Annotated in this window: 22 protein-coding genes and 1 other RNA gene; 14 read left to right on the top strand and 9 right to left on the bottom strand. The window is 32.8% G+C overall.

Going from position 1 to position 20,713, the window contains the following annotated elements:
- Position 1: 1 nt before the first annotated feature.
- The 3 genes from bshB1 to ccsA are packed head-to-tail and all read right to left on the bottom strand — an operon-like array spanning position 2 to position 4,346.
- Entirely contained in the window at positions 2–709 is a 708-nt protein-coding gene (bshB1, locus tag ISP71_01540) for a bacillithiol biosynthesis deacetylase BshB1 (GenBank protein ID MBL6662760.1), read from the bottom strand.
- Positions 694–1,269: a glutathione peroxidase gene (locus ISP71_01545; GenBank protein MBL6662761.1), complete on the bottom strand. Its 576-nt coding sequence runs from the start codon at positions 1,267–1,269 to the stop codon at positions 694–696. The genes bshB1 and ISP71_01545 overlap by 16 nt, the downstream gene beginning before the upstream one ends.
- The gene (gene ccsA, locus ISP71_01550) at positions 1,242–4,346 is read right to left on the bottom strand and encodes a cytochrome c biogenesis protein CcsA (GenBank protein ID MBL6662762.1); all 3,105 of its coding nucleotides are present in this window, start codon (positions 4,344–4,346) and stop codon (positions 1,242–1,244) included. The genes ISP71_01545 and ccsA overlap by 28 nt, the downstream gene beginning before the upstream one ends.
- Positions 4,347–4,418: 72 nt before the next feature.
- Here ccsA and ISP71_01555 point away from each other — a divergent pair, with 72 nt between their 5' ends.
- The 11 genes from ISP71_01555 to ISP71_01605 all read left to right on the top strand — a co-directional run bounded on the left by ISP71_01555 (position 4,419) and on the right by ISP71_01605 (position 15,318).
- Entirely contained in the window at positions 4,419–5,165 is a 747-nt protein-coding gene (locus ISP71_01555; protein ID MBL6662763.1) for a DUF2520 domain-containing protein, read from the top strand.
- The gene (locus ISP71_01560) at positions 5,162–5,662 is read left to right on the top strand and encodes an HAD-IIIA family hydrolase (GenBank protein ID MBL6662764.1); all 501 of its coding nucleotides are present in this window, start codon (positions 5,162–5,164) and stop codon (positions 5,660–5,662) included. Before ISP71_01555 ends, ISP71_01560 begins: the two co-directional genes overlap by 4 nt.
- An 86-nt stretch (positions 5,663–5,748) precedes the next feature.
- The gene (locus ISP71_01565) at positions 5,749–6,555 is read left to right on the top strand and encodes a geranylgeranylglycerol-phosphate geranylgeranyltransferase (protein ID MBL6662765.1); all 807 of its coding nucleotides are present in this window, start codon (positions 5,749–5,751) and stop codon (positions 6,553–6,555) included.
- A 9-nt stretch (positions 6,556–6,564) separates the two neighbouring features.
- Positions 6,565–7,137, top strand: a complete 573-nt coding sequence (maf, locus tag ISP71_01570; protein MBL6662766.1) for a septum formation protein Maf — start codon at positions 6,565–6,567, stop codon at positions 7,135–7,137.
- Between the two features lie 33 nt (positions 7,138–7,170).
- Complete coding sequence (locus tag ISP71_01575; GenBank protein MBL6662767.1) at positions 7,171–7,926, top strand: polysaccharide biosynthesis/export family protein; 756 nt, start codon at positions 7,171–7,173, stop codon at positions 7,924–7,926.
- 9 nt (positions 7,927–7,935) lie between these two features.
- Positions 7,936–10,356, top strand: a complete 2,421-nt coding sequence (locus ISP71_01580) for a polysaccharide biosynthesis tyrosine autokinase (protein MBL6662768.1) — start codon at positions 7,936–7,938, stop codon at positions 10,354–10,356.
- Between the two features lie 15 nt (positions 10,357–10,371).
- Positions 10,372–11,577, top strand: coding sequence for an aminotransferase class I/II-fold pyridoxal phosphate-dependent enzyme (locus ISP71_01585; GenBank protein MBL6662769.1), 1,206 nt, complete (start codon positions 10,372–10,374; stop codon positions 11,575–11,577).
- Positions 11,578–11,640: 63 nt separating this feature from the next.
- Complete coding sequence (gene nhaC / locus ISP71_01590; protein ID MBL6662770.1) at positions 11,641–13,065, top strand: Na+/H+ antiporter NhaC; 1,425 nt, start codon at positions 11,641–11,643, stop codon at positions 13,063–13,065.
- A 1-nt stretch (position 13,066) separates the two neighbouring features.
- Positions 13,067–14,212 carry a glycosyltransferase gene (locus ISP71_01595; GenBank protein ID MBL6662771.1) on the top strand — a complete coding sequence of 382 codons (1,146 nt, stop codon included), beginning with the start codon at positions 13,067–13,069 and terminating at the stop codon, positions 14,210–14,212.
- On the top strand, positions 14,209–14,787 hold the full coding sequence (locus ISP71_01600) for a D-sedoheptulose 7-phosphate isomerase (protein ID MBL6662772.1): 579 nt from the start codon (positions 14,209–14,211) through the stop codon (positions 14,785–14,787). Before ISP71_01595 ends, ISP71_01600 begins: the two co-directional genes overlap by 4 nt.
- Before the next feature lie 3 nt (positions 14,788–14,790).
- Positions 14,791–15,318, top strand: a complete 528-nt coding sequence (locus tag ISP71_01605; GenBank protein ID MBL6662773.1) for an HAD family hydrolase — start codon at positions 14,791–14,793, stop codon at positions 15,316–15,318.
- A 2-nt stretch (positions 15,319–15,320) separates the two neighbouring features.
- Here ISP71_01605 and ISP71_01610 read toward each other — a convergent pair whose 3' ends face one another.
- Positions 15,321–16,268, bottom strand: coding sequence for a glycosyltransferase family 2 protein (locus tag ISP71_01610; protein ID MBL6662774.1), 948 nt, complete (start codon positions 16,266–16,268; stop codon positions 15,321–15,323).
- Position 16,269: 1 nt separating this feature from the next.
- The gene (locus ISP71_01615) at positions 16,270–16,803 is read right to left on the bottom strand and encodes a DUF4199 domain-containing protein (GenBank protein MBL6662775.1); all 534 of its coding nucleotides are present in this window, start codon (positions 16,801–16,803) and stop codon (positions 16,270–16,272) included.
- Between the two features lie 99 nt (positions 16,804–16,902).
- On the opposite strand from ISP71_01615, the gene ffs reads away from it, so the two are divergent.
- The 3 genes from ffs (at position 16,903) to ISP71_01630 (ending at position 18,315) form a co-directional block, all read left to right on the top strand.
- Positions 16,903–17,001, top strand: an RNA gene (gene ffs, locus ISP71_01620) — signal recognition particle sRNA small type.
- Positions 17,002–17,036: 35 nt separating this feature from the next.
- On the top strand, positions 17,037–17,690 hold the full coding sequence (fsa, locus tag ISP71_01625; protein MBL6662776.1) for a fructose-6-phosphate aldolase: 654 nt from the start codon (positions 17,037–17,039) through the stop codon (positions 17,688–17,690).
- A 4-nt stretch (positions 17,691–17,694) separates the two neighbouring features.
- The gene (locus ISP71_01630) at positions 17,695–18,315 is read left to right on the top strand and encodes a threonylcarbamoyl-AMP synthase (GenBank protein MBL6662777.1); all 621 of its coding nucleotides are present in this window, start codon (positions 17,695–17,697) and stop codon (positions 18,313–18,315) included.
- On the opposite strand, the gene ISP71_01635 is transcribed toward ISP71_01630, so the two are convergent.
- The 4 genes from ISP71_01635 to ISP71_01650 are packed head-to-tail and all read right to left on the bottom strand — an operon-like array spanning position 18,307 to position 20,687.
- Entirely contained in the window at positions 18,307–18,882 is a 576-nt protein-coding gene (locus tag ISP71_01635) for a dephospho-CoA kinase (GenBank protein MBL6662778.1), read from the bottom strand. The genes ISP71_01630 and ISP71_01635 overlap by 9 nt on opposite strands.
- A 1-nt stretch (position 18,883) precedes the next feature.
- Positions 18,884–19,867, bottom strand: coding sequence for a hypothetical protein (locus ISP71_01640; GenBank protein ID MBL6662779.1), 984 nt, complete (start codon positions 19,865–19,867; stop codon positions 18,884–18,886).
- Between the two features lie 28 nt (positions 19,868–19,895).
- Positions 19,896–20,195: a preprotein translocase subunit YajC gene (gene yajC / locus ISP71_01645; protein ID MBL6662780.1), complete on the bottom strand. Its 300-nt coding sequence runs from the start codon at positions 20,193–20,195 to the stop codon at positions 19,896–19,898.
- The gene (locus tag ISP71_01650) at positions 20,196–20,687 is read right to left on the bottom strand and encodes a DUF1573 domain-containing protein (GenBank protein MBL6662781.1); all 492 of its coding nucleotides are present in this window, start codon (positions 20,685–20,687) and stop codon (positions 20,196–20,198) included.
- Positions 20,688–20,713: the final 26 nt, after the last annotated feature.

Here is a 20,713-nt window from a genome sequence, read left to right on the forward strand (position 1 = left end):
CTTATTTTAAACTTGTTAAGCTTTCAGAAACTAATAATTTCTCCGTTGTAAAGCCCTCTGCATATTTTACTCTTGATAGTCGCCCCAAGTTAGCCGCACGATAATGCACACTATCTAAAAACCCTTGACTAGAGATGATTGTTTCAGGTTCTTTAGAACTTGCGTCAAAAAATTGGGAACTAAATGCCTTTACAGCCTCCATTTTAATAGACATAAAATCGCTAACATCTACAACGAAATTTGGTTCTATTTCTTCAAATTGTATATAGTGATAAACCACATCTGGTCGCCAAGCTTCTTGTCCTGTTTCTATCTTGGGCAATCCTGACAAAAAACAAGCAGTAGAAACCAAGTCAGAGCCTTTTTTGTGGTCGGGATGTCTATCACTTATAGCATTGGCTAATACAATACGTGGTCTATATTCTCGGATTATTTTCACAAGCTCCATTTGATGCACCTCATCATTTTGAAAAAAACCATCTTTAAAACCCATATTGTGACGAAACTCAACACCCAATATTTGAGCCGCCAAAGCAGCTTCTTTATCTCTTATTTCAGCACTACCTCTTGTCCCTAATTCACCCCTTGTAAGGTCAACTATGCCAATCTTACTGCCCAAATTAACTTGTTTTGCTATTGTTCCTCCACAACCTAACTCTACATCATCGGGGTGAGCTCCAAAAGCTAATATATCTAGCTGTTTATCCATTTTATTATTTTTTTTGATTTTGGACTTGTTGTCGGTAAAAAATAATCTACCCACTGACCATTTTCATCGATAATGAATTTTTGAAAATTCCACAAAACCGAAACATTCTTTTTACCATTTTTATTTTTCTCTGTCAACCATTGATAAATGGAATGTTTAGATTTTCCTTTGACCGATACTTTTTCAAAAATAGGAAAAGTTACGCCATAATTTTTTTGACAGAAAGAGGATATCTTTTGACTATCGCTATATTCTTGATTGGCAAAGTCAGAAGAAGGGAATGCTAAAACTGTAAAGTTTTGATTTTTATACTCATTATATAATTCTTCTAATTGCTTGTATTGGGGTGTCAATCCACACTTAGAAGCTACATTGACAACTAATAACTTCTTACCTTTCAATGTAGACAAATCAAAATCTTTTCCATCAATGGTTTTCACCTTAATGTCGTAAAAAGATAAATTCTCCTCATAATTGTAACTATTCATACAACTCAGTAATAAGGTTATTAGAAATACAAATGAGTATTTCTTTAGTTTCTTAATTGTTTTTGTCTCCATTTAGCTAATACTGCAACAAGAGTAACTATAACGATAGAATAATAAACAAATGAAGGAATAGGCATTGGATCACCTTTAGCGTAAGAATGTAAACCTGAAAGGTAGAAGTTTACTCCAAAATAGGTCATGATAATTGAACTATAAGCTACTATTGAAGCTAAGTTAAATGCAAATATTCCCTTGATTTTTGGTATGAAACGCATGTGCAAAACAAAAATATAAATTAGCATACTAGCCAAAGCCCAAGTTTCTTTAGGGTCCCAGCCCCAATATCTACCCCAAGATTCATTAGCCCATACACCACCTAAAAAAGTACCTACGGACAACATAAATAAACCTGTTGTAATACTCATTTCATTAATAAATGTCAACTCCTTTAAACTAGCTGCTATTCTACTTTTATTCGTTGAACTTTGAATGACCATTAAGATTAAATTGAGAAATCCTAACAAGGCCCCAAGTGCCAAAAATCCATAACTAGCAGTTATGATAGCTACATGAATGATAAGCCAATACGAATCTAAAACAGGCACTAAATTGGTAATTTCGGGGTCTAACCAATTCAAAGCCGCAACTATTAGTAATAAGGAAGATAGAATAGCTGTTGCTGCTACAGTCATTAAACTTTTTCTCGAAAAAATGAATCCAGCTAATATGGTTGCCCAAGCTATGTAAATAACACTTTCATAAGCATTACTCCATGGTGCATGTCCAGAAATAAACCATCTGCCCATAAGACCAATTGTATGAGCTAAGAAGCCAATTCCTACTAGTACAAGAGCAAATTTTATTATATAATTACGCCATTTTCTTTCCTTTAAAATTTGCTGAATGAGTAGTAAAATCATTATTAAACCTACAATAGCATAGTAGTATGATAAGCGATTAAAAACTTTAAGCTCATTATAAAATACTTCAGATTCTATTTTCATATCCGATGGATAAACAGCAGAACCAAATTTCAATTGATAGTTTTTTATTGCGGTTAAGGTATTATTTGGCACTTCATAATCTCCGTCATTTAAGGCTTGTTGTAAACTCTTGTAATAAATAGGGAGAATATTATTCACAAATAAAGAATCATCACCCATCAGTAAACCTTGATTCATAGATGGTGATATCCATTTGTTGTTCACATCATCAGGGATTGGGAAAAAGCGCATGAAAGAACCGTTATAGACCATATAACAAATGTTTACTCTTTCATCAACATTCATTACCTCCTTGTCATACTTACTTCTTTCGGCTGGTTTTTTAGCGTAGGCTATCTCAACATCATTTGTTAAGACATATTTAGCCTCATCACTAAAAAATGATAAGAAGGATGTATATTTTTCTTCTAAACCTAGTTTTTCCTGTAACTCATCATTATTTACTTTTATCATTGGTGCTAACTGCCACAAATAAGGATTCTGTAACATACCCAATACCACTTGATTAGAGCTTAAACCTTTATACTCACTCTTCCTACTTACTTTTCTAAGAACTTCAGAAGTTGTTGTGCTAAAAGGTTTCAAGCGACCACCATCATCTTGAACAACTAATCTGCCAAATTTGTCAGCGTGATTTTTATCTATAGCATTGGCTTGAATAAGTGAATCCACTGATGATGAACTTTGAGCTAAAATAGAAGATGAAAGGGAAACAAAAAGCAAAAGTGAAAGCGCCCTTTTGAGCCTTAAATCATCTAGTTTTTTTCTCAATGAAGCAAAACGTGTTTTCTTAGAAAACATAGTAGCTACCATTCCCACAGTCATCATCAAATAACCTAAATAACTTATCCAAGTACCCCAAAAATCGTGATTGACAGAAAGAACTGTTCCCAATTCGTCTTGGTCATAAGAAGATTGAAAAAAACGATAGCCTTGATAATCCAAAACGTTATTCATAAAGATTCGATGATTGGTCTTTTCTTCACCATCTATTAGAGTCACCTCACTAGCAAAAGAAGCTGGACTATTTGAACCTGGATAACGCTCAAGCTGAAAATCGTTCAAGCCTATGAAAAAAGGTGTTTGGTAATATTTAGAACCATAGGAAAGGGAAAAGTTTAGCCCTCCTAACTGAAACTGATTTCTATTACTAACAAAGCCCTTGTCACCAAATAACTCAATAAGCTGTTCTTCACCATTACTTCTAACCATTACCTTTAGTAAGTCTTCCATTTCTTGACCTTCAGGATTTACTCCTGCATAATGTGTCAGAGTAGCTTTTTCATTCAAAACGGGAATTACAAAATTTTGACCATCAACCATGTACAAGGAACGTAGCATTAGGGGTTGAATGCTATCTTTTTTGACACTGCCTTGAAAACGATCTGCCATACGCATGAACTCTCCATCTGAAGGAAGTTGAACCATCAACTCATCGTTTTGATAAAAGAAATTGACATGACCTGGCAAGGGTGTTCCAAAAGAAAAGTTTAAACCCAAATAGCGTTTTGCCCTACCCTCTTGTAAATAATAGGTTTCTCTACCATTAGCACCTGCCAAAACAATGGTAAGTGTTGGAATACCTTCACCAACAACTAAAGTATCTACGGCATTAGGAATATAATCGACGTAATCTACAGAAATATCGTTATCTAAAAACTTCACGTCTTGACTAAAATTATTGGATTTTAAAAACTCTAATGGCCCCTCATAATTGTGTAACAACAAAGGCTTATCATAACTATACTGATAAGCGTTATCATGAACATTTATCTGTAAAAAAGTACGATCAGATACAATTAGGTTAGATTGCTCACCTTCACGAATTGACATCATACCTTCAAAACTTATGTAACGAGTAATACCTGCACCAATAACAATCATAATAAATGAAATGTGGAAAAGTAATACTGGCCATTTTTCTTTGCGCCAAAGTTTGTATCGATTGATATTCGCAATCATATTGACACTAAGAAGTACAATAATAATCTCAAACCAAGTTGTATTATATATGAGAGCTTTAGCTGTTTGAGTACCAAAATCATTTTCTATAAAAGTAGCATATCCGATAGCAACAAAAAACAAGAGTATCAAAATAGCCATCAGACGCATTGAAAATAAAAAGGCAATAAATTTATCTAACATAAAGGTTTAAATTTGGAAGTACAAAATTACTTAATTTTGTGGTGATTTTATCTCAATTAACTACATTTCAGTATGACAAAAATAACAATGATAGGCGCAGGAAATTTAGCAACTCATTTGTGCCGTGCATTGATAAACGCAGGTCATGAAATAATTCAGATATACAGCAGAACCGTAGAATCGGCTTCTACTCTTGCTAATGAGATAAATGTACCTTATACCACGGACACTAAAGCTATCATAAGTTCAGATTTAGCCATTATCGCAGTTAATGACGATAGTATTCAAGATATCGAAAAGCATATTACTTTCCCAAAAGTACATACTTCAGGAACAAAAGCACTATCTAACTTAAATGGAAAAAATATTGGAGTCTTTTATCCTTTACAAACCTTCAATAAAAATATAGAGGTTAACTTTAAGTCCATTCCAGTGTGTATAGAATCATCAAATAGTGATTTATTACAAACACTAAAAAACATAGCTCAATCAATTTCTGATAAAGTTTTAGAATTAAACAGCGAACAAAGAAAAAATTTGCACCTTGCTGCCGTAATTAGTTGTAACTTCAGCAATATGCTTTACCGTCTCTCTGAAGAAGTATGTCAAAAAGAAGGTATCCCTTTTGACATCTTGCATCCGTTAATTTTAGAAACAGCACAAAAGATTAAGCATACAACTCCCTCTAATGCTCAAACAGGACCAGCTAAAAGAGGTGATTTTGAAACAATAGAAAAACATTTAGTGCTTTTGCAGAATGATGAGGAAAAAAAAGAAATATATCAATTACTAACGGCAAGTATTAAAAAACGTCAATGAATTATAAAGAAAAACTAAATCACATTAAAACATTCATTTTTGATGTAGATGGTGTGCTTACAGATGGGAAAATATTACTTCACCCATCAGGAGAGCAAATGAGGAGTATGAGTGTTAAAGATGGAATGGCAATAAGAGAAGCTATTAAAAAAGGATATTTAGTTGCTATAATTTCTGGAGGAAAAAGTCAAGGCCTTACAGAACGTTTCAAACATCTTAAAATTAACGATGTATACCTTGCTTGTGACGACAAAAAAGATGCTCTTAGTGATTTAATGCATATTCACGAACTAGATTCACAATCAATTCTTTACATGGGAGATGACATCAATGATTGGGAAGTTATGAAAGAAGTAGGCTTAAGCTCATGCCCTCAAGATGCAGTACCAGAAATAAAAGCTATTGCTGACTACATTTCACATAAAAATGGTGGTCAAGGTTGCGTCAGAGATGTAATAGAACAAACACTTAAAGTACAAGGAAAATGGTCAAACTAATCGATTTTTTCAGACTGATAAGAACAAAGAATCTTTTAATTATAGTTATTAGTCAATACCTAATTCGCTATGCTATAATTATACCAATGACTGATAGTAAGAGTCTTAGTGATTTACAATTTTTCTATCTAGTATTGTCAACGATTTTTATTGCCGCTGCAGGCTATATCATTAATGACTACTTTGACACTAGAGTTGATAGACTTAACAATAGAAAATTAATAATAGACCACACTATTAAAAGACGTGAAGCTATTTTGTTACACTTTGTATTCAGCGGAATAGGTGTATTTCTAGGTTTTTTTCTAGGATGGAGAGTAGGTATTATAAATCTTGGCTTTATAAATTTATTCTGTTCCAGTGCATTATGGTTTTACTCTACTCATTTTAAACGCGCTTATTTAAGTGGTAATCTACTTATTAGCTTATTAGCTGCTTTAGTTTTACTTATTGTTCCGTTGTATGAAATAATACCCAATCCAGACACTAATAGTGAGAACGCTTTTTATATAATCTGTGGTTATGCCATTTTTGCTTTTATTACAACTTTTATTAGAGAAATAATTAAAGATTTCGAAGATGCCAGTGGAGATAAAAAAATGGGCTACACTACCTTTGCTATAGTTTCAGCTAAAACAGCTAAAAATATAGTTCAATCTTTAAGTTTAATATTAATATCTATCATTGGAGTTGTTGCCTACTTTCAACTTATGTATCCAGCATATTTAGCTGCGGCATACGTTATCTTGATAGTTGAAGTACCATTTATTTACTTTTTCATAAAGTTATTTAGTGTAAGTGATAAAAAAGGATATCACCACCTCAGCCAAACTATAAAATTAATAATGCTAACAGGAACTTTATCTATGTTAGTCTTTACACTTTTGTTTTAAAGCTATTTTATGTTAAATAACCTTAACACCAAGACTATAATATTGGCTTCCCAATCTCCTAGAAGGCAAGACTTACTTTCTGATTTAGGTATTATTTTTGAAGTAAAAACAAAACCCATAGAAGAAGATTTTCCGTCAGAGATGAACCCTCATTTAATTGCTGAATATCTAGCCAATAAGAAAAGTTCAGCATTCCATCCAAAAGGAGAAGAAATTGTAATTACAGCTGATACCATAGTAATTCATAACAATAAAGTACTAAACAAGCCCAAGAACAAGGAAGAAGCAAAAGAAATGCTCAGCAACTTATCAGGTTCAACACATGAAGTTGTTACTGGAGTTTGTATTCATCAAGAAAATAATCAATTTAGTTTTTCTGAATTAACGAAGGTACAATTCAAAGCACTCTCCGAATGGGAAATAGACTACTATGTGAACAACTACAACCCTAGTGATAAAGCAGGTGCGTATGGCATACAAGATTGGATTGGCAAAATTGGAATAAAGTCAATTGACGGCTGCTATTACAATGTTATGGGACTTCCTTTACAAACATTATACGGTTATCTGATAAAACTTTAGTACTTTTGTATTGAGTAAATAACAAGATTTATTATGAAATTTCCTTTATACATATCAATCATTTCAATGTTACTTGTATCGTGTTCGTCAATGAATAAAGTCGTATTACTTGACCAAGACTTGGATAAAAATTCAAAAATCACAACTGCCAATTATCCAAAGCATAAACTACAAGAAGGAGATATCTTACATGTTAAAATTATAGGAGTTCAAGAAGAATCTTTTAATATTTTCAATATTGAAAATAACGCTAACAATAGTCAAACCACCTCAGCAAACCTTTTTCTTAATGGTTTTACTATGGATAGCCAAGGCAATATTGAAATTCCAATTCTTGGAAAAATTAATCTCAAAAACTTAACTGTTGAAGAAGCGAAAGAAAAGATTCAAACAAGAGCTAATGATTTTTTAGTTAACTCAACGGTGATAGTCAAGCATATCAATTTTGAAATTACCATACTAGGAGAAGTCAATCGCCCTGGAACTTATACGGTTTACAAAGATAACATCACAATACTAGAAGCTTTGGGACTTTCTGGGGATTTATCAGATTATGCCAATAGAAAGAAAATCAAACTCATAAGAGACAACAATATTATCTATGTAGATTTAACCAAAATAGAGACGCTATATTCACAAAATTTTGTGTTAAAATCTGATGATGTCATTTATGTCGAACCATTGAGAAATGTTCGTATGAGAAGCTCAAATGCTCAAATATATATTTCTGCTATATCTAGTATTGCTCTTGTTGCAAACATTGTTTTTGGTATTTTAAACTCTAACTAAAAGTTGTTCATGAATCATTCGCAAGCAAATAACGAAGAGAAAATAGACCTTAAAATTTTCATAGAAAGGTACCTTATTTTCTGGAAACAAATTCTCCTTTCCATTGTGATGTTTCTTATTGTTGGATTTATATACAATAGGTATTCAACAAAAATCTATAAATCTTCAACAACACTACTTATTAAGGAAGAAAGTAACGCCAGTCTAGGCTCAGATGATGTTTTTGAAGGTTTAGATTTATTCGGGGGACAAAAGAACATTAAAAATGAAATAGGTATTTTAGAATCTTTTTCATTAACAAAAAAGACATTAGAAAAACTCAATTTTAGAATTTCATACTTTCACTCTGGTAGTTTTAAATCGGATGATATTTATAAAAAAACACCATTTATTATTACCATTGATGAATATCAACCTCAATCAATAAATCAAAAGTTCTTTATTAAGCTAATCTCTGATAACGAGTTCATCTTAACCGCAAAATTCAATAATACTAAACTATTTGATGTAAGTACAGAGACATTTATTTCAAATAAAGAGTATGATTTTAACTACGAGGGTTCACACAAGTTTGATGAAAAAATAAACACTGACTTCTTCAGTTTTACCATTTCTAAAAATGACTTATCGCTTTTTAAAGAAGAAGATTGGGTAAACTATTTCTTTGTAGTTTCAAGCTACAACGACTTGACCGAAAATTATCTCAAAAGCTTAGAAGTTATAGAAATAGAAAAAGATGCCTCTATTTTAAAAATCTCTTTAGAAGGTTCAAATCCTGAAAAGATAAATGACTTCCTTAATAAATTTACCGAACTTTATTTAGCTACAGATTTAGATGAAAAAAATCAAATTACATCTAATACTATAGAGTTTATAAACGAACAACTAATTTCTATTTCAGACTCTTTATCTGATGTTGAAAGTAGCCTAGAAACTTTTAAAGAAAGAAATCCAAAAATAGAACTGTCGCAAAAAGAATACGGTGCTTTTTATCAAGTAGAAAAGCTAGAACAAGAAAAAGCTATTTTGGAGCTAAACAACAAGTATTATATCTCACTCGAAGAGTACTTGATTGAAAATAACAATGTTGATAATATTGTTGCCCCTTCTACTATGGGAATTGATGATCCGCTACTAAACAGCCATATTGTTGAATTAACTAAATTATATTCTCAACTTGATGTAGTGAGTGTAAATTCAAAACAAGAGCATCCGCTTGTTATATCTATAAAAAAGCAAATCAAAAGCACTAAGGAAAAATTAATTGAGAATATTGAAAATATCATCAGTAGTTCAGAGCTTACTCTTAAAGACATAAACTCAAGAATTGCTGAAATTGAAAATTTAATTGGTGATCTTCCACAAAATGAAAGAATACTTTTAAAAATTCAAAGAAAATTTAACCTCAACGAAAATATCTACAACTACCTACTAGAGAAAAGAGCTGAAGCATCTATAACAAAAGCAAGTAACATATCTGACCATAAAGTCATTGATATGCCACGATTAGAGTCTAACTTGCCAATTAAACCTAACACAACATTCATCTATATTTTTTCTATTTTACTTGGTGTTTTTCTACCAACTATAAGCATTAGTTTATACTTTTTATTTAACAACAAAATCATAGATAAAAAAGATATAGACCAAATAACCTCCATTCCACTAATTGGTAAAATTATGCATAATGATAGTGCTTATAACTTAGTTAATATCAATAGTCCAAAATCAGGAATAGCAGAGTCATTCAGATCTATAAGAACTAATATACAGTATTTGGCATCTGACAAAAAAGAGAAAGTCATTTGTATTACTTCAAGCGTTGGTGGTGAAGGAAAAACTTTTGTTGCTATGAATTTGGCCTCAATTTTTAGTATTACTCGTGGAAAAACAATTCTAATTGGCGCAGATATGAGAAAGCCAAAGATTTTTAATGACTTTAACCTATCCAATGACAAAGGGTTAAGCTCTTATCTAAGTAATCAAAACACCAAAGATGAAGTTATTCAAAAAACAGAATTTGAAAACTTAGACATCATTCTATCTGGACCAATACCCCCTAACCCGTCTGAATTATTAAGTTTAGATAAAATGAAAGACTTTATTGAAGAGCTAAAGAAAACATACCAACATATTATCATAGACACTCCTCCTATTGGATTAGTAACTGATGGACTAATTTTGATGAAGCATTCTGATGTAAACATTTATGTAGTAAGACAAAATTTCACAACAAAAGATATGCTACATAACTTTAACGAAACTGTCATTAAGAATAATGTAGTCAATATTAACCTCATAATAAATGATATTTCTAACGATAAATCATCTTATGGGTACGGATATGGATATGGAAATACCTATGGTTATGGTTATTATGCTGAGGATAAAATCCAAGAGAAAAAGCCATGGTGGAAAAAAAGTAACTAACACAAAACACATCACATGAAAAAGCACAAACCAGCTGACAGTATTCAAGACATTCAATACTTTGGTGAATATGGAGGTGTTAATCCATCTATTGCCGATTCTTCTACTTTTACATACTTGGCAGGTAAAACTATGGAAATGGTATTCGGAGGAGAACGTGAAGGCTGTTATTTGTATTCAAGACACATGAACCCTAGCACAGGATATCTTGCTGAAGCCATTGCTAATATGGAAAATACAGATGCAGCACATGTATCAGCATCAGGAATGGGTTCAATTAGTAGTACTATAATGCAATTGTGTAAAAGTGGTGATCATATTGTAAGTAGTCGAACTATATATGGTGGAACTTATGCCTTTATGAAAAACTTTTTGCCAAGACTACAAATTAGTACATCTTTTGTTGATACCACTAATCTAGACGCTGTTAAATCTGCTATTTGTGCCGATACTAAAATTTTATATTGCGAAACAATGAGCAACCCTTTGTTAGAAATTTCTGACATTAAAAAATTAGCTGAACTGGCTCATGCAAACAATTTAAAACTAGTAGTAGACAACACCTTTACCCCCCTCATTTTTTCTCCTGCTGAGCTAGGGGCTGATATAGTAATTCACTCACTAACGAAATTCATTAATGGAGCTAGTGATACAGTTGGAGGGGTTATTTGTTCTACCAAAGAGTTTGTAGGAGACCTCATAGACGTCAATGAAGGTGCAGCAATGCTTTTTGGTCCAACTATGGATGCTATACGAGCTAATGGTATCCTCAAAAACTTGCGAACACTACCAATAAGAATAAAACAACACAGTAATAACGCACTATTTCTTGCTAAAAAATTTAAAGAGCTAGGTTTAAATGTTCACTATCCTGGTCTTGAAAGCCATCCTCAACATGAGTTGATGAAGAAAAGCATGAATGCCGAATTTGGTTTTGGTGGTATGCTAGTATTAGACGTTGGTAGCATGAAAAATGCTTATCAAGTCATGGAGGAAATGCAAAATAATAACATAGGTTATTTGGCAGTAAGTTTAGGCTTTTACAAAACCCTATTCTCTGCACCTGGCGCAAGCACATCTTCAGAAATACCACAAGATGAACAAGATGAAATGGGTATTTCAGAAGGAATGATTCGAATGTCTATTGGCTTAGATAATGATATTGAACGTACCTTTCAAAAGATGAAAAAGTGTTTGATTAAGACTAATATTCTGAAATAAGACTAGAGGCAATAGTTGTTTCATACAATAGGATTATTATATTTACAGAAATAATTTCCCCTTATGAATCAATCTTTTTTTAGTGCGCTACTTCCCATTATTTTTTTAATAGCCTTACTTTCTTTTAATGTCTATCTATACGGTGATGATAGTTTAGGTGGTGCAAATCAATTAGCACTTTTGTTATCTGCCGCTTTTGCTGCCATAATGGGGCTAAAAAGTGGCACCTCTTGGACAAGTATTCTAAAAGGGGTTAGTAACAGTATAGCTTCAACTACACCAGCAATCATTATACTTTTACTCATAGGCTCACTAGCAGGAACTTGGCTAATAAGCGGTATTGTCCCTACTATGATTTATTATGGATTACAAATACTAAATCCCAAAATTTTTCTCGTAGCTGCAGCTATCATATGTGCTATAGTTTCACTAGCCTCAGGAAGTTCTTGGTCAACTATCGCTACTATAGGAATTGCTCTATTGGGAATAGGTAATGCTCTGGATATTTCAAACGGTCTTACAGCAGGAGCTATAATATCAGGAGCATATTTTGGCGATAAAATGTCACCCTTATCTGATACCACAAATCTCGCTCCAGCAATGGCAGGAACAGACTTATTTACTCATATCAGATACATGATGCACACGACTATTCCTAGCTTTTTAATAACACTTCTCATATTCTTATTCATTGGGCTTTCAATGGATAACACACAAAATTCTGACGATATTACAAACTTGTTAACGGCTATAGAAAGTAGTTTCAACATAAGTCCATGGTTGTTTTTAGTTCCTGTAATCGTACTATTACTTATTGTGAAAAAAGTACCTGCACTACCAGCCTTGTTCGCAGGTACATTATTAGGCGGGATTTTTGCAATTATTTTTCAACCCCATCTAATCGTAGAACTTTCAGGTATAGATACTAATTTCTTTCAAGCCAGTTATGTATCCGTTATCAATGCTATGGGCTCTGAAACAAGCATAAACACCTCTAACGAGATGATAAACGATTTGCTTTCTTCAGGTGGTATGTACGGAATGTTGAATACAATATGGCTAATAATTTGTGCTATGTGTTTTGGTGGGGTGATGGAAACTAGTGGTGCTCTGAAGAAGATTAGCCAATCTATAATAAAATATGCTGAAAGTACAGGCTCAGTCATTGCAACTACTGCTTGTACTTGTTTATTTTTTAATGTCACGGCAAGCGACCAATATTTAAGTATTGTAGTACCAGGAAGAATGTATGCCGATACATTTAAAGATAAAGGTCTAGCACCTGAAAACCTAAGTCGCACATTAGAGGACAGTGGAACTGTAACTTCTGTGCTAGTTCCTTGGAACACCTGTGGAGCAACACAATCTGCAGTTTTAGGAGTAGCTACAATGACCTATTTACCATTCTGTTTTTTTAATATTATTAGTCCATTAATGACAATATTATATGGATATTTAGGTTTTAAAATAAAAAAAATAAAAAGCTAATATGAAAATTGCAATCCTTGGCACAGCATACCCTTACAGAGGCGGAATTGCAGCTTTCAACGAACGCTTAGCCAAAGAGCTTATTGCTGAAGGACATCAATTAACCATACATACTTTTAAATTACAATACCCTAACTTCCTTTTCCCTGGTAAAACACAATTTTCATCAGATAAAAAACCTCAAAACATTAATATAGAAAGGCGAATAAACTCTGTAAATCCTATCAATTGGATTACAACAGGATTATCCCTTAGGAAAGAGAATTACGATGTAGTAATTATCCCCTTTTGGTTGCCGTTTATGGGGGCATCATTGGGCACGGTATCAAGACTTCTAAAATCTGAAAAAACACAACTTTTATGTATTGCCCATAACATAATTCCTCATGAATTACGCTTAGGAGATAAAATGCTTACCCGTTATTTTATAAAAAGAATAGACGGTTTTCTAGCCATGACCCAAAAAGTTTTGGATGACCTAAACGTATTTGATAAAAACAGTCCAAAAGTCCTTACGCCCCACCCTATTTACGATAACTTTGGCGAAATAGAACCTAGAGAAAAAGCGATTGAATCTTTAAAATTAAATCCAGATTATAGATACATATTATTCTTTGGCTTAATACGTGACTACAAAGGCTTAGACCTACTATTGGAAGCTTTTTCTGCCAATGAGATAAGAGAAAAAAATATTAAACTTATTATTGCTGGCGAATACTATTCTGACCAAGCCCCCTACAAAAAACTCATAGAAAAATATAACTTAGAACAGGATATCATTCAAGTCGAACAATTTATTCCTGACTCTGAAGTTCATTTGTATTTTAACGCTTGCGATTTGGTTGTTCAACCCTACAAATCAGCTACCCAAAGTGGCGTGACTCAAATAGCCTATCACTTTAACAAACCTATGATAGTCACAGATGTTGGCGGACTTAAAGAAATGTGTCCTGACGGTAAAGTAGGCTATGTTGTTTCACCACATGCTAATGAAATAAAAAAAGCTATTTTGAAATTCTTTAATGAGACCAACATAAATGAAATGATAGAAAATATTAACCAAATAAAGGAACAATATTCTTGGTCTATCTTTACAAAAAAATTACTTGCTTTAACAAGCTCTAAAAAGAACAACATACCATCATGAAACAAGACCTTATTAGAAGAAATATTAGTGATTCCATTACGGTTAAGCAAGAACTGTTACAAAATGATGCTATAATGGTAGATATTACCAAAGTGGCAGAATTGATTGTAGAAGCTTTCAACAATGGAAACAAGTTATTGTTCTGTGGCAATGGAGGTAGTGCTGCAGATGCTCAACATTTGGCAGCAGAATTTTCAGGCAGATACTACTTAAACAGACCTCCGCTACATGCTGAAGCATTACATACTGACACTTCTTTTATGACTGCAGTTTCTAATGATTTCTCATTTGATGAAGTGTACGCTAGACTTATACAAGGAATAGGCAAACAAGGAGATATTCTAATTGGCATGTCAACATCTGGTAATTCTAAAAATGTCATTAAAGCTTTAGAGGAAGCTAAAAAGAAAAACATAATTACAATAGGGTTCACAGGAAAAGCAAACGGAAATATGAAGCCTTACTGTGATTTTTTAATCAATATTCCCTCCGATGACACGCCAAGAATACAAGAATGTCACCTTATGCTAGGACATGCAATATGTGAATTGGTAGAAAAAGAATTATTTTCATAAAAAATGAATGTAGCAGTCCCCAAAATTGACACAAGCTGGACACTATTTTTAGATAGAGATGGTGTAATTAACAAAAAGTTAGAAGGGGATTACGTCAAATCTGTAGATGAGTTTGAATTTCTGCCAAATGCTCTTGAGGCTATTAAACTATTTTCAAGTCGTTTTCATAGAGTAGTTATAGTCACTAACCAACAAGGAATAAGTAAGCGTTTAATGACAGAAGACGACTTACATAAAGTACATCAATATTTACTTCAAGAAGTTCAAAATTTCGGCGGTAGGATTGATGCTATATATCATGCACCACAATTGGCAGAAGAAAATTCCATTATGAGAAAACCGAATATTGGCATGGCTCTACAAGCCAAAGAGGAATTTCCATCTATAGACTTCAAAAAAAGCATAATGGTAGGTGATTCTATTAGTGATATGGAATTTGCTAAAAACTCCAATATGTTTGCCGTTTTGATTGGTCAATCAGAAAAGTATTTTTGTACAGATTCGCTGATTAGCTTAAGTAAGCTCCTTTAGAACTAAATTTCTTCTTCTACATGATATTGATTTCTATCATGAGCATTTCTAGAAATCATCTCTCCAATAAAACCCGCTAAGAATAATTGTAAACCCATAACCATAGAGGTCAATGCAATATAAAAACCACTCATATCTGCAATATTGGTAGCTTTAACTTCAGAATACATATAGTATAGTTTCTGTCCCCCAAGAAATGAAAAAAGGACAAAACCTAGTACAAACATTAATGTACCCAAAACGCCAAAAAAGTGCATCGGTTTTTTACCAAATCGAGAAACAAAAGTAACGGTCATTAAATCTAGGAAACCGTTAATAAAACGCTCAATACCGAATTTTGTAACTCCATATTTTCTAGCTTGATGCTCTACTACTTTTTCTGTAATTTTTGGAAAACCTGCTCGCTTTGCTAACATCGGAATATAACGATGCATTTCACCATATAATTCAATGTTCTTTATAACATCTTTTTTGTATGACTTAAGGCCACAATTGAAATCATGCAGATATATGCCTGAAGCTTTACGAGCTGCCCAATTGTATAACTTAGTAGGAATCGTCTTTGTTATTGGGTCATATCGTTTCTTTTTCCAACCAGAGACCATATCCCAACCCTCCTCAGTGATTAAGCGATATAATTCAGGAATTTCTTCAGGACTATCTTGTAAATCAGCATCCATGGTAATAACGACATTTCCTTCAGCCTTTGCAAAAGCAATATTTAAGGCCGCTGATTTACCATAATTTCTTCGAAATTTTATGCCTTTAATATTTGAATTGGATTTGGATAAATTTTGAATAACTTCCCAAGAATCATCGGTACTACCATCATCAGCAATGATGATTTCATAAGTAAATGAATTAGAAGTCATCACTTTATCTATCCAAGTGCATAACTCAGGTAAAGATTCAGACTCATTATATGAAGGAACTACAACTGAAATATTCATATTATTCGGACATTTCTATAGGTTTGTCTTTTTTGATAAATAACGCAATAATAACAGATATTACTGAGTAAGAGAATATTTCTTGAATTAATGCTTTCCATTGATTATTAACAGAATATATATTGGTTTTTTCAATCTCATCAATTGAATTTTCAATGTTTTCATAAAAGGCATTACCTTCTGGCATTTGCTCAAGTGACATCATTAACTTTTCAATAGTAGCCTCTTTAATCAAAACAGCAAAATTAGAGTCAATAAAATTGAATAACAAAATAATGAACAGAGTGGAAATAAAAGAACCAGCAGCTGTGATTCCTAAAGAAACGCTAAAAGTGTCTTTGAACGAAATGTAACCACCAATGATTTTTCTAAAGTTTAAAACTAGGAAAATAATAACAGTAACATAAATAACTATCTTGGAAATTAATAAAGCAGGACTCATAAAAAAATCAACACCCAAAGAATAAGCAGCTGAATTTAAAATAATAGAAATAGCACCAAAAACTAAGCCATTTTTAAGGATATAATCTTTCATTATTTTGTTTTAAGGATTCTTGACAAATATAATTATTTTTTTGTGCTATTTTTTAAGGTAAAGTATTCGTAATAGATAGCATTAGTATATATTTGCAACGGGCAAGTCTTACGCAACCAGCTCCTGCTGAACTCCCCCAGGACCGGAAGGTAGCAAGGGTAAGTGGTTGAGCGGTGTGACGTAAGTAGCTTGCCCTTTTTTTATTATCTTTATTGAATATATTCCTTATCAATATGAGATTTTTCATCGACACAGCAAACTTAGACAATATCAAAGAGGCGCAATCCTTAGGTATTCTCAATGGTGTAACAACCAATCCTAGTCTGATGGCTAAAGAGGGGATAAAGGGAAGAGATAATATCTTTAAACATTATAAAACCATTTGTGAAATTGTTGATGGCGATGTTAGTGCTGAAGTGATATCCACTGATTTCGAAGGCATGATTCGAGAAGGTCAAGAATTAGCTCTATTAAACCCTCAAATAGTGGTTAAAATACCTATGATAGAAGAAGGAATAAAAGCTATTCGATATTTTAGTGACAAAGGAATTAAAACCAATTGCACTCTAGTGTTTTCATTAGGACAAGCACTAATAGCAGCGCAAGCTGGCGCAACATACGTTTCACCTTTTATTGGAAGACTAGACGACAATGGACAAGATGGTATTCAAATTGTTAAAAGTATCGTTGATATGTTTGAGAAACAAAATTATCAAACACAAGTTCTTGCCGCTTCTATCAGAAATAAAAACCACATTGAAGAATGCGCTAAAATCGGTGCTCATGTTGTTACGGCTCCCCTATCGGCTATAAAAGATTTAATATCACACAGGCTTACAGATATTGGATTAAAGAAGTTTTTAGACGATTACGCTAAGAATCAATAACAATATGCTCGTTAAAATACACCCCGACAACCCCAACCCTAGAGGTATCGCTCAAATCGTAGAATGTTTGAAAGATGGCGGTATTATAATCTACCCAACAGATACTATTTATGGAATAGGTTGTGATATCTTTCAACAAAAAGCCGTAGAACGCATAGCGAAAATCAAAAATGTAGACCTTAAAAAGCAAAATTTTTCATTTATATGCTCAGATTTGAGCCAACTATCTGACTATACCTTACCCATTAGCAGAAACACTTATAAAAGTATGAAGAGGGTGCTACCCGGTCCATACACTTTTATTCTAAAAGCAAATGGAAGTATTCCAAAGCTGTTTAAAACCAAAAAGAAAACTGTAGGGATTAGAATACCAAACCACAATATTCCCCAAATTCTAGTAAACGAAATTGGCAACCCTATTTTATCCTCTTCAGTTCATGATGAAGATGCAATTATGGAGTATAGTACAGACCCAGAATTGATATACGAAAGGTATTCTAATAAAGTCGATATCGTAATTGATGCGGGAATAGGCTCTTTGACACCATCAACCGTAGTAGATTATTCTTCTGGCAAACTAGAAATTGTTCGTGAAGGGCTAGGAAAAACCGATGAACTATTTTAACGCATTATGAACGCTTAATAGTTGTGGTATTACCAAACAAGAATTGTCATTTGTGATAGTATAATCTGAAAGTGATATTTTCTTCTCTTCAGCCCATTGATTACTCATTCTTTGCCTCACTTCATTTTCTGACAAATCATCTCTTTTTAAAATACGTTTAAGTCTTATTTCTTCAGGGCAAGAAATACAAATAATTGCATCTAAAGACTGATAAGTATTACTTTCAAACAAGATAGCAGCTTCCTTAATAACATATGGCCCACTTTGATGAATAGACCATTTTTCAAAAGCATCTTGAACATGTGGGTGCACCAAAGCGTTAAGCCTTTTTAAAACTAAGGCATCATTAAAAGCCAAGTTGGATAAATATTTACGATTTAACACATTATTAAGATACACCTCTTCTCCAAACTCAGCAATTAAGCTTTGCCTTAAATCAATATTCTTATTCATTAGTAACTTTGCCTCCTTATCGGCGTTAAAAACAGCTACTCCAAGAATCTCAAAACAAGAAGCTATTGTAGTCTTGCCACTTCCTATATTTCCTGTTAAGCCGATTCTTTTCATTTTATTTCTTAATTAAAAAATATTCAACTTTATCAGGCTTAACCCTCACATTTTCTACAAAATCGGCTTGTTTGACTAATTCAATTGGCAAACGTTTTTTGGTGTTATCAAAATTTACACTAGTTGCAAACATATCTTTTTTAACTAAATCAAATTTATCTAAAGAAACTAAATAATTTATAGTAACTTCATTCGGAAATAGCTTAATTTCATAACCCTTAGGAACATTTTTTATGCTTAAGGGTAATATCATTTCACCCTCAGTAAATTGCTCTACTTTAAGTTCCCAACTTACCTTACTTAAAGAATAATTTATTTCAGAATGATTGAGGGGTTCAATGTTTATAATTCCAGAAGAATTAGCGTTAATATCATCAATTTTTAAGGTTTCTGTACTTATTGAGCTAAAAACCTCAACAACAGCTTTGGGCCCTGATATTACTATTGTGGAAGGCTCTAATTTGATAGGTTCTTTTTGTCGAAATAAATCTTTAAAAGATAAATCTGTTTTTATTTGTATAGGAAGAACTCTTTCTGCTTTTTCGTCTAATAATACATCGATTCTGTTAGGCTGAACGTGTAACAATTGCATATTGGTAGGAAGAACTTCTTGAAGTTGTGAAATGGATTGTTTGCCTAGCCAATAATAGTTCCACTTATTGCCTTTCTTTTTAGGAATAAAAGTTGAAACCGAAAGCGGTAGATGTTTTCTGAAACTTAAACGATGAGCAAGTATGGTAAAACCTGGTGCTATCACTTGAAGATGTAAATCAACATTTTTATCCTCAATAAGTAATTTATCATCAGGCAAATCTACAAAAGCAGCCTCATAATGTACCGTTGTAGTATAATCTTTTGACAAGACTGTAAGAATCCAAAATAAAGTAGATAGAGCTAAAAGAAATAAGAAAATCGGAAGTTGCTTTCTCTCAATTCTTAAAACAACAATTAATCTATTGAATAGAAATGTAAGTTTGCTCAACATAAAAAAAGGGCCGAAGCCCCGTTAAAGATTATTCTTTGGCATTAGATAATTCAGCAGAGATTCCTGATTTATCAAATTTTAAAACAATGCTGCTCCCAACATCTATTTTTACAGTTTTTTCAGATACCTCTACTATTTTACCGTGTAAGCCTCCTGAAGTGATGACCTTGTCTCCTTTCTTAAGTTCTTCTCTGAATTTACGTTCTTGCTTTTGCTTTTTTACTTGAGGTCTTATCATAAAAAACCAAAAAACACCAAAAACTAGAACAAAGAAAATAAGCGGATTGCCTCCTCCTTCTGCGTTAAAAAAAATTGTAATAATATTCATTTATTTAGATGTTACTTCAGAAGTGATATTAATCACCTTTCTGTTTGGGTTAGTATTTGCTGTTAAAGTTATGGCTTTATTTTGTTTTCCGCTTCTTCCTGAACTGTTGAAAGTTACGTCTATTGATCCAGATTCACCTGGGGCAATAGGGTCTCTAGGCCAGTTAGGCACTGTACAGCCACAAGAACCTTTAGCGTTTGAAATAATTAATGGCGCATCTCCTGAATTGGTGAATTTGAAAGAGTATGATACTTTCTCACCATCTACGAGTTGTCCGAAATCGTGTAATTCTTTTTCAAAATTAAACTCTGGCATTCCTGATTTTTCGCTTGAAGACTCTGCAGTATTATCATTCATAACTAGATTAGATGAAAGCGATGGTTTTACTTCTTCTTTCTTGACAGGAGTTTTTGTGTTATCTCCTACTTTTTTGGACATATCGCCACAAGAGAATAAGCAAACCGATAGGGATATTAAAAATACTTTGTACATGTTAAAATTATAATTAGTTGATAGCA

Source organism: Flavobacteriales bacterium (assembly GCA_016779995.1).
Taxonomy (GTDB): domain Bacteria; phylum Bacteroidota; class Bacteroidia; order Flavobacteriales; family UBA7312; genus UBA8444.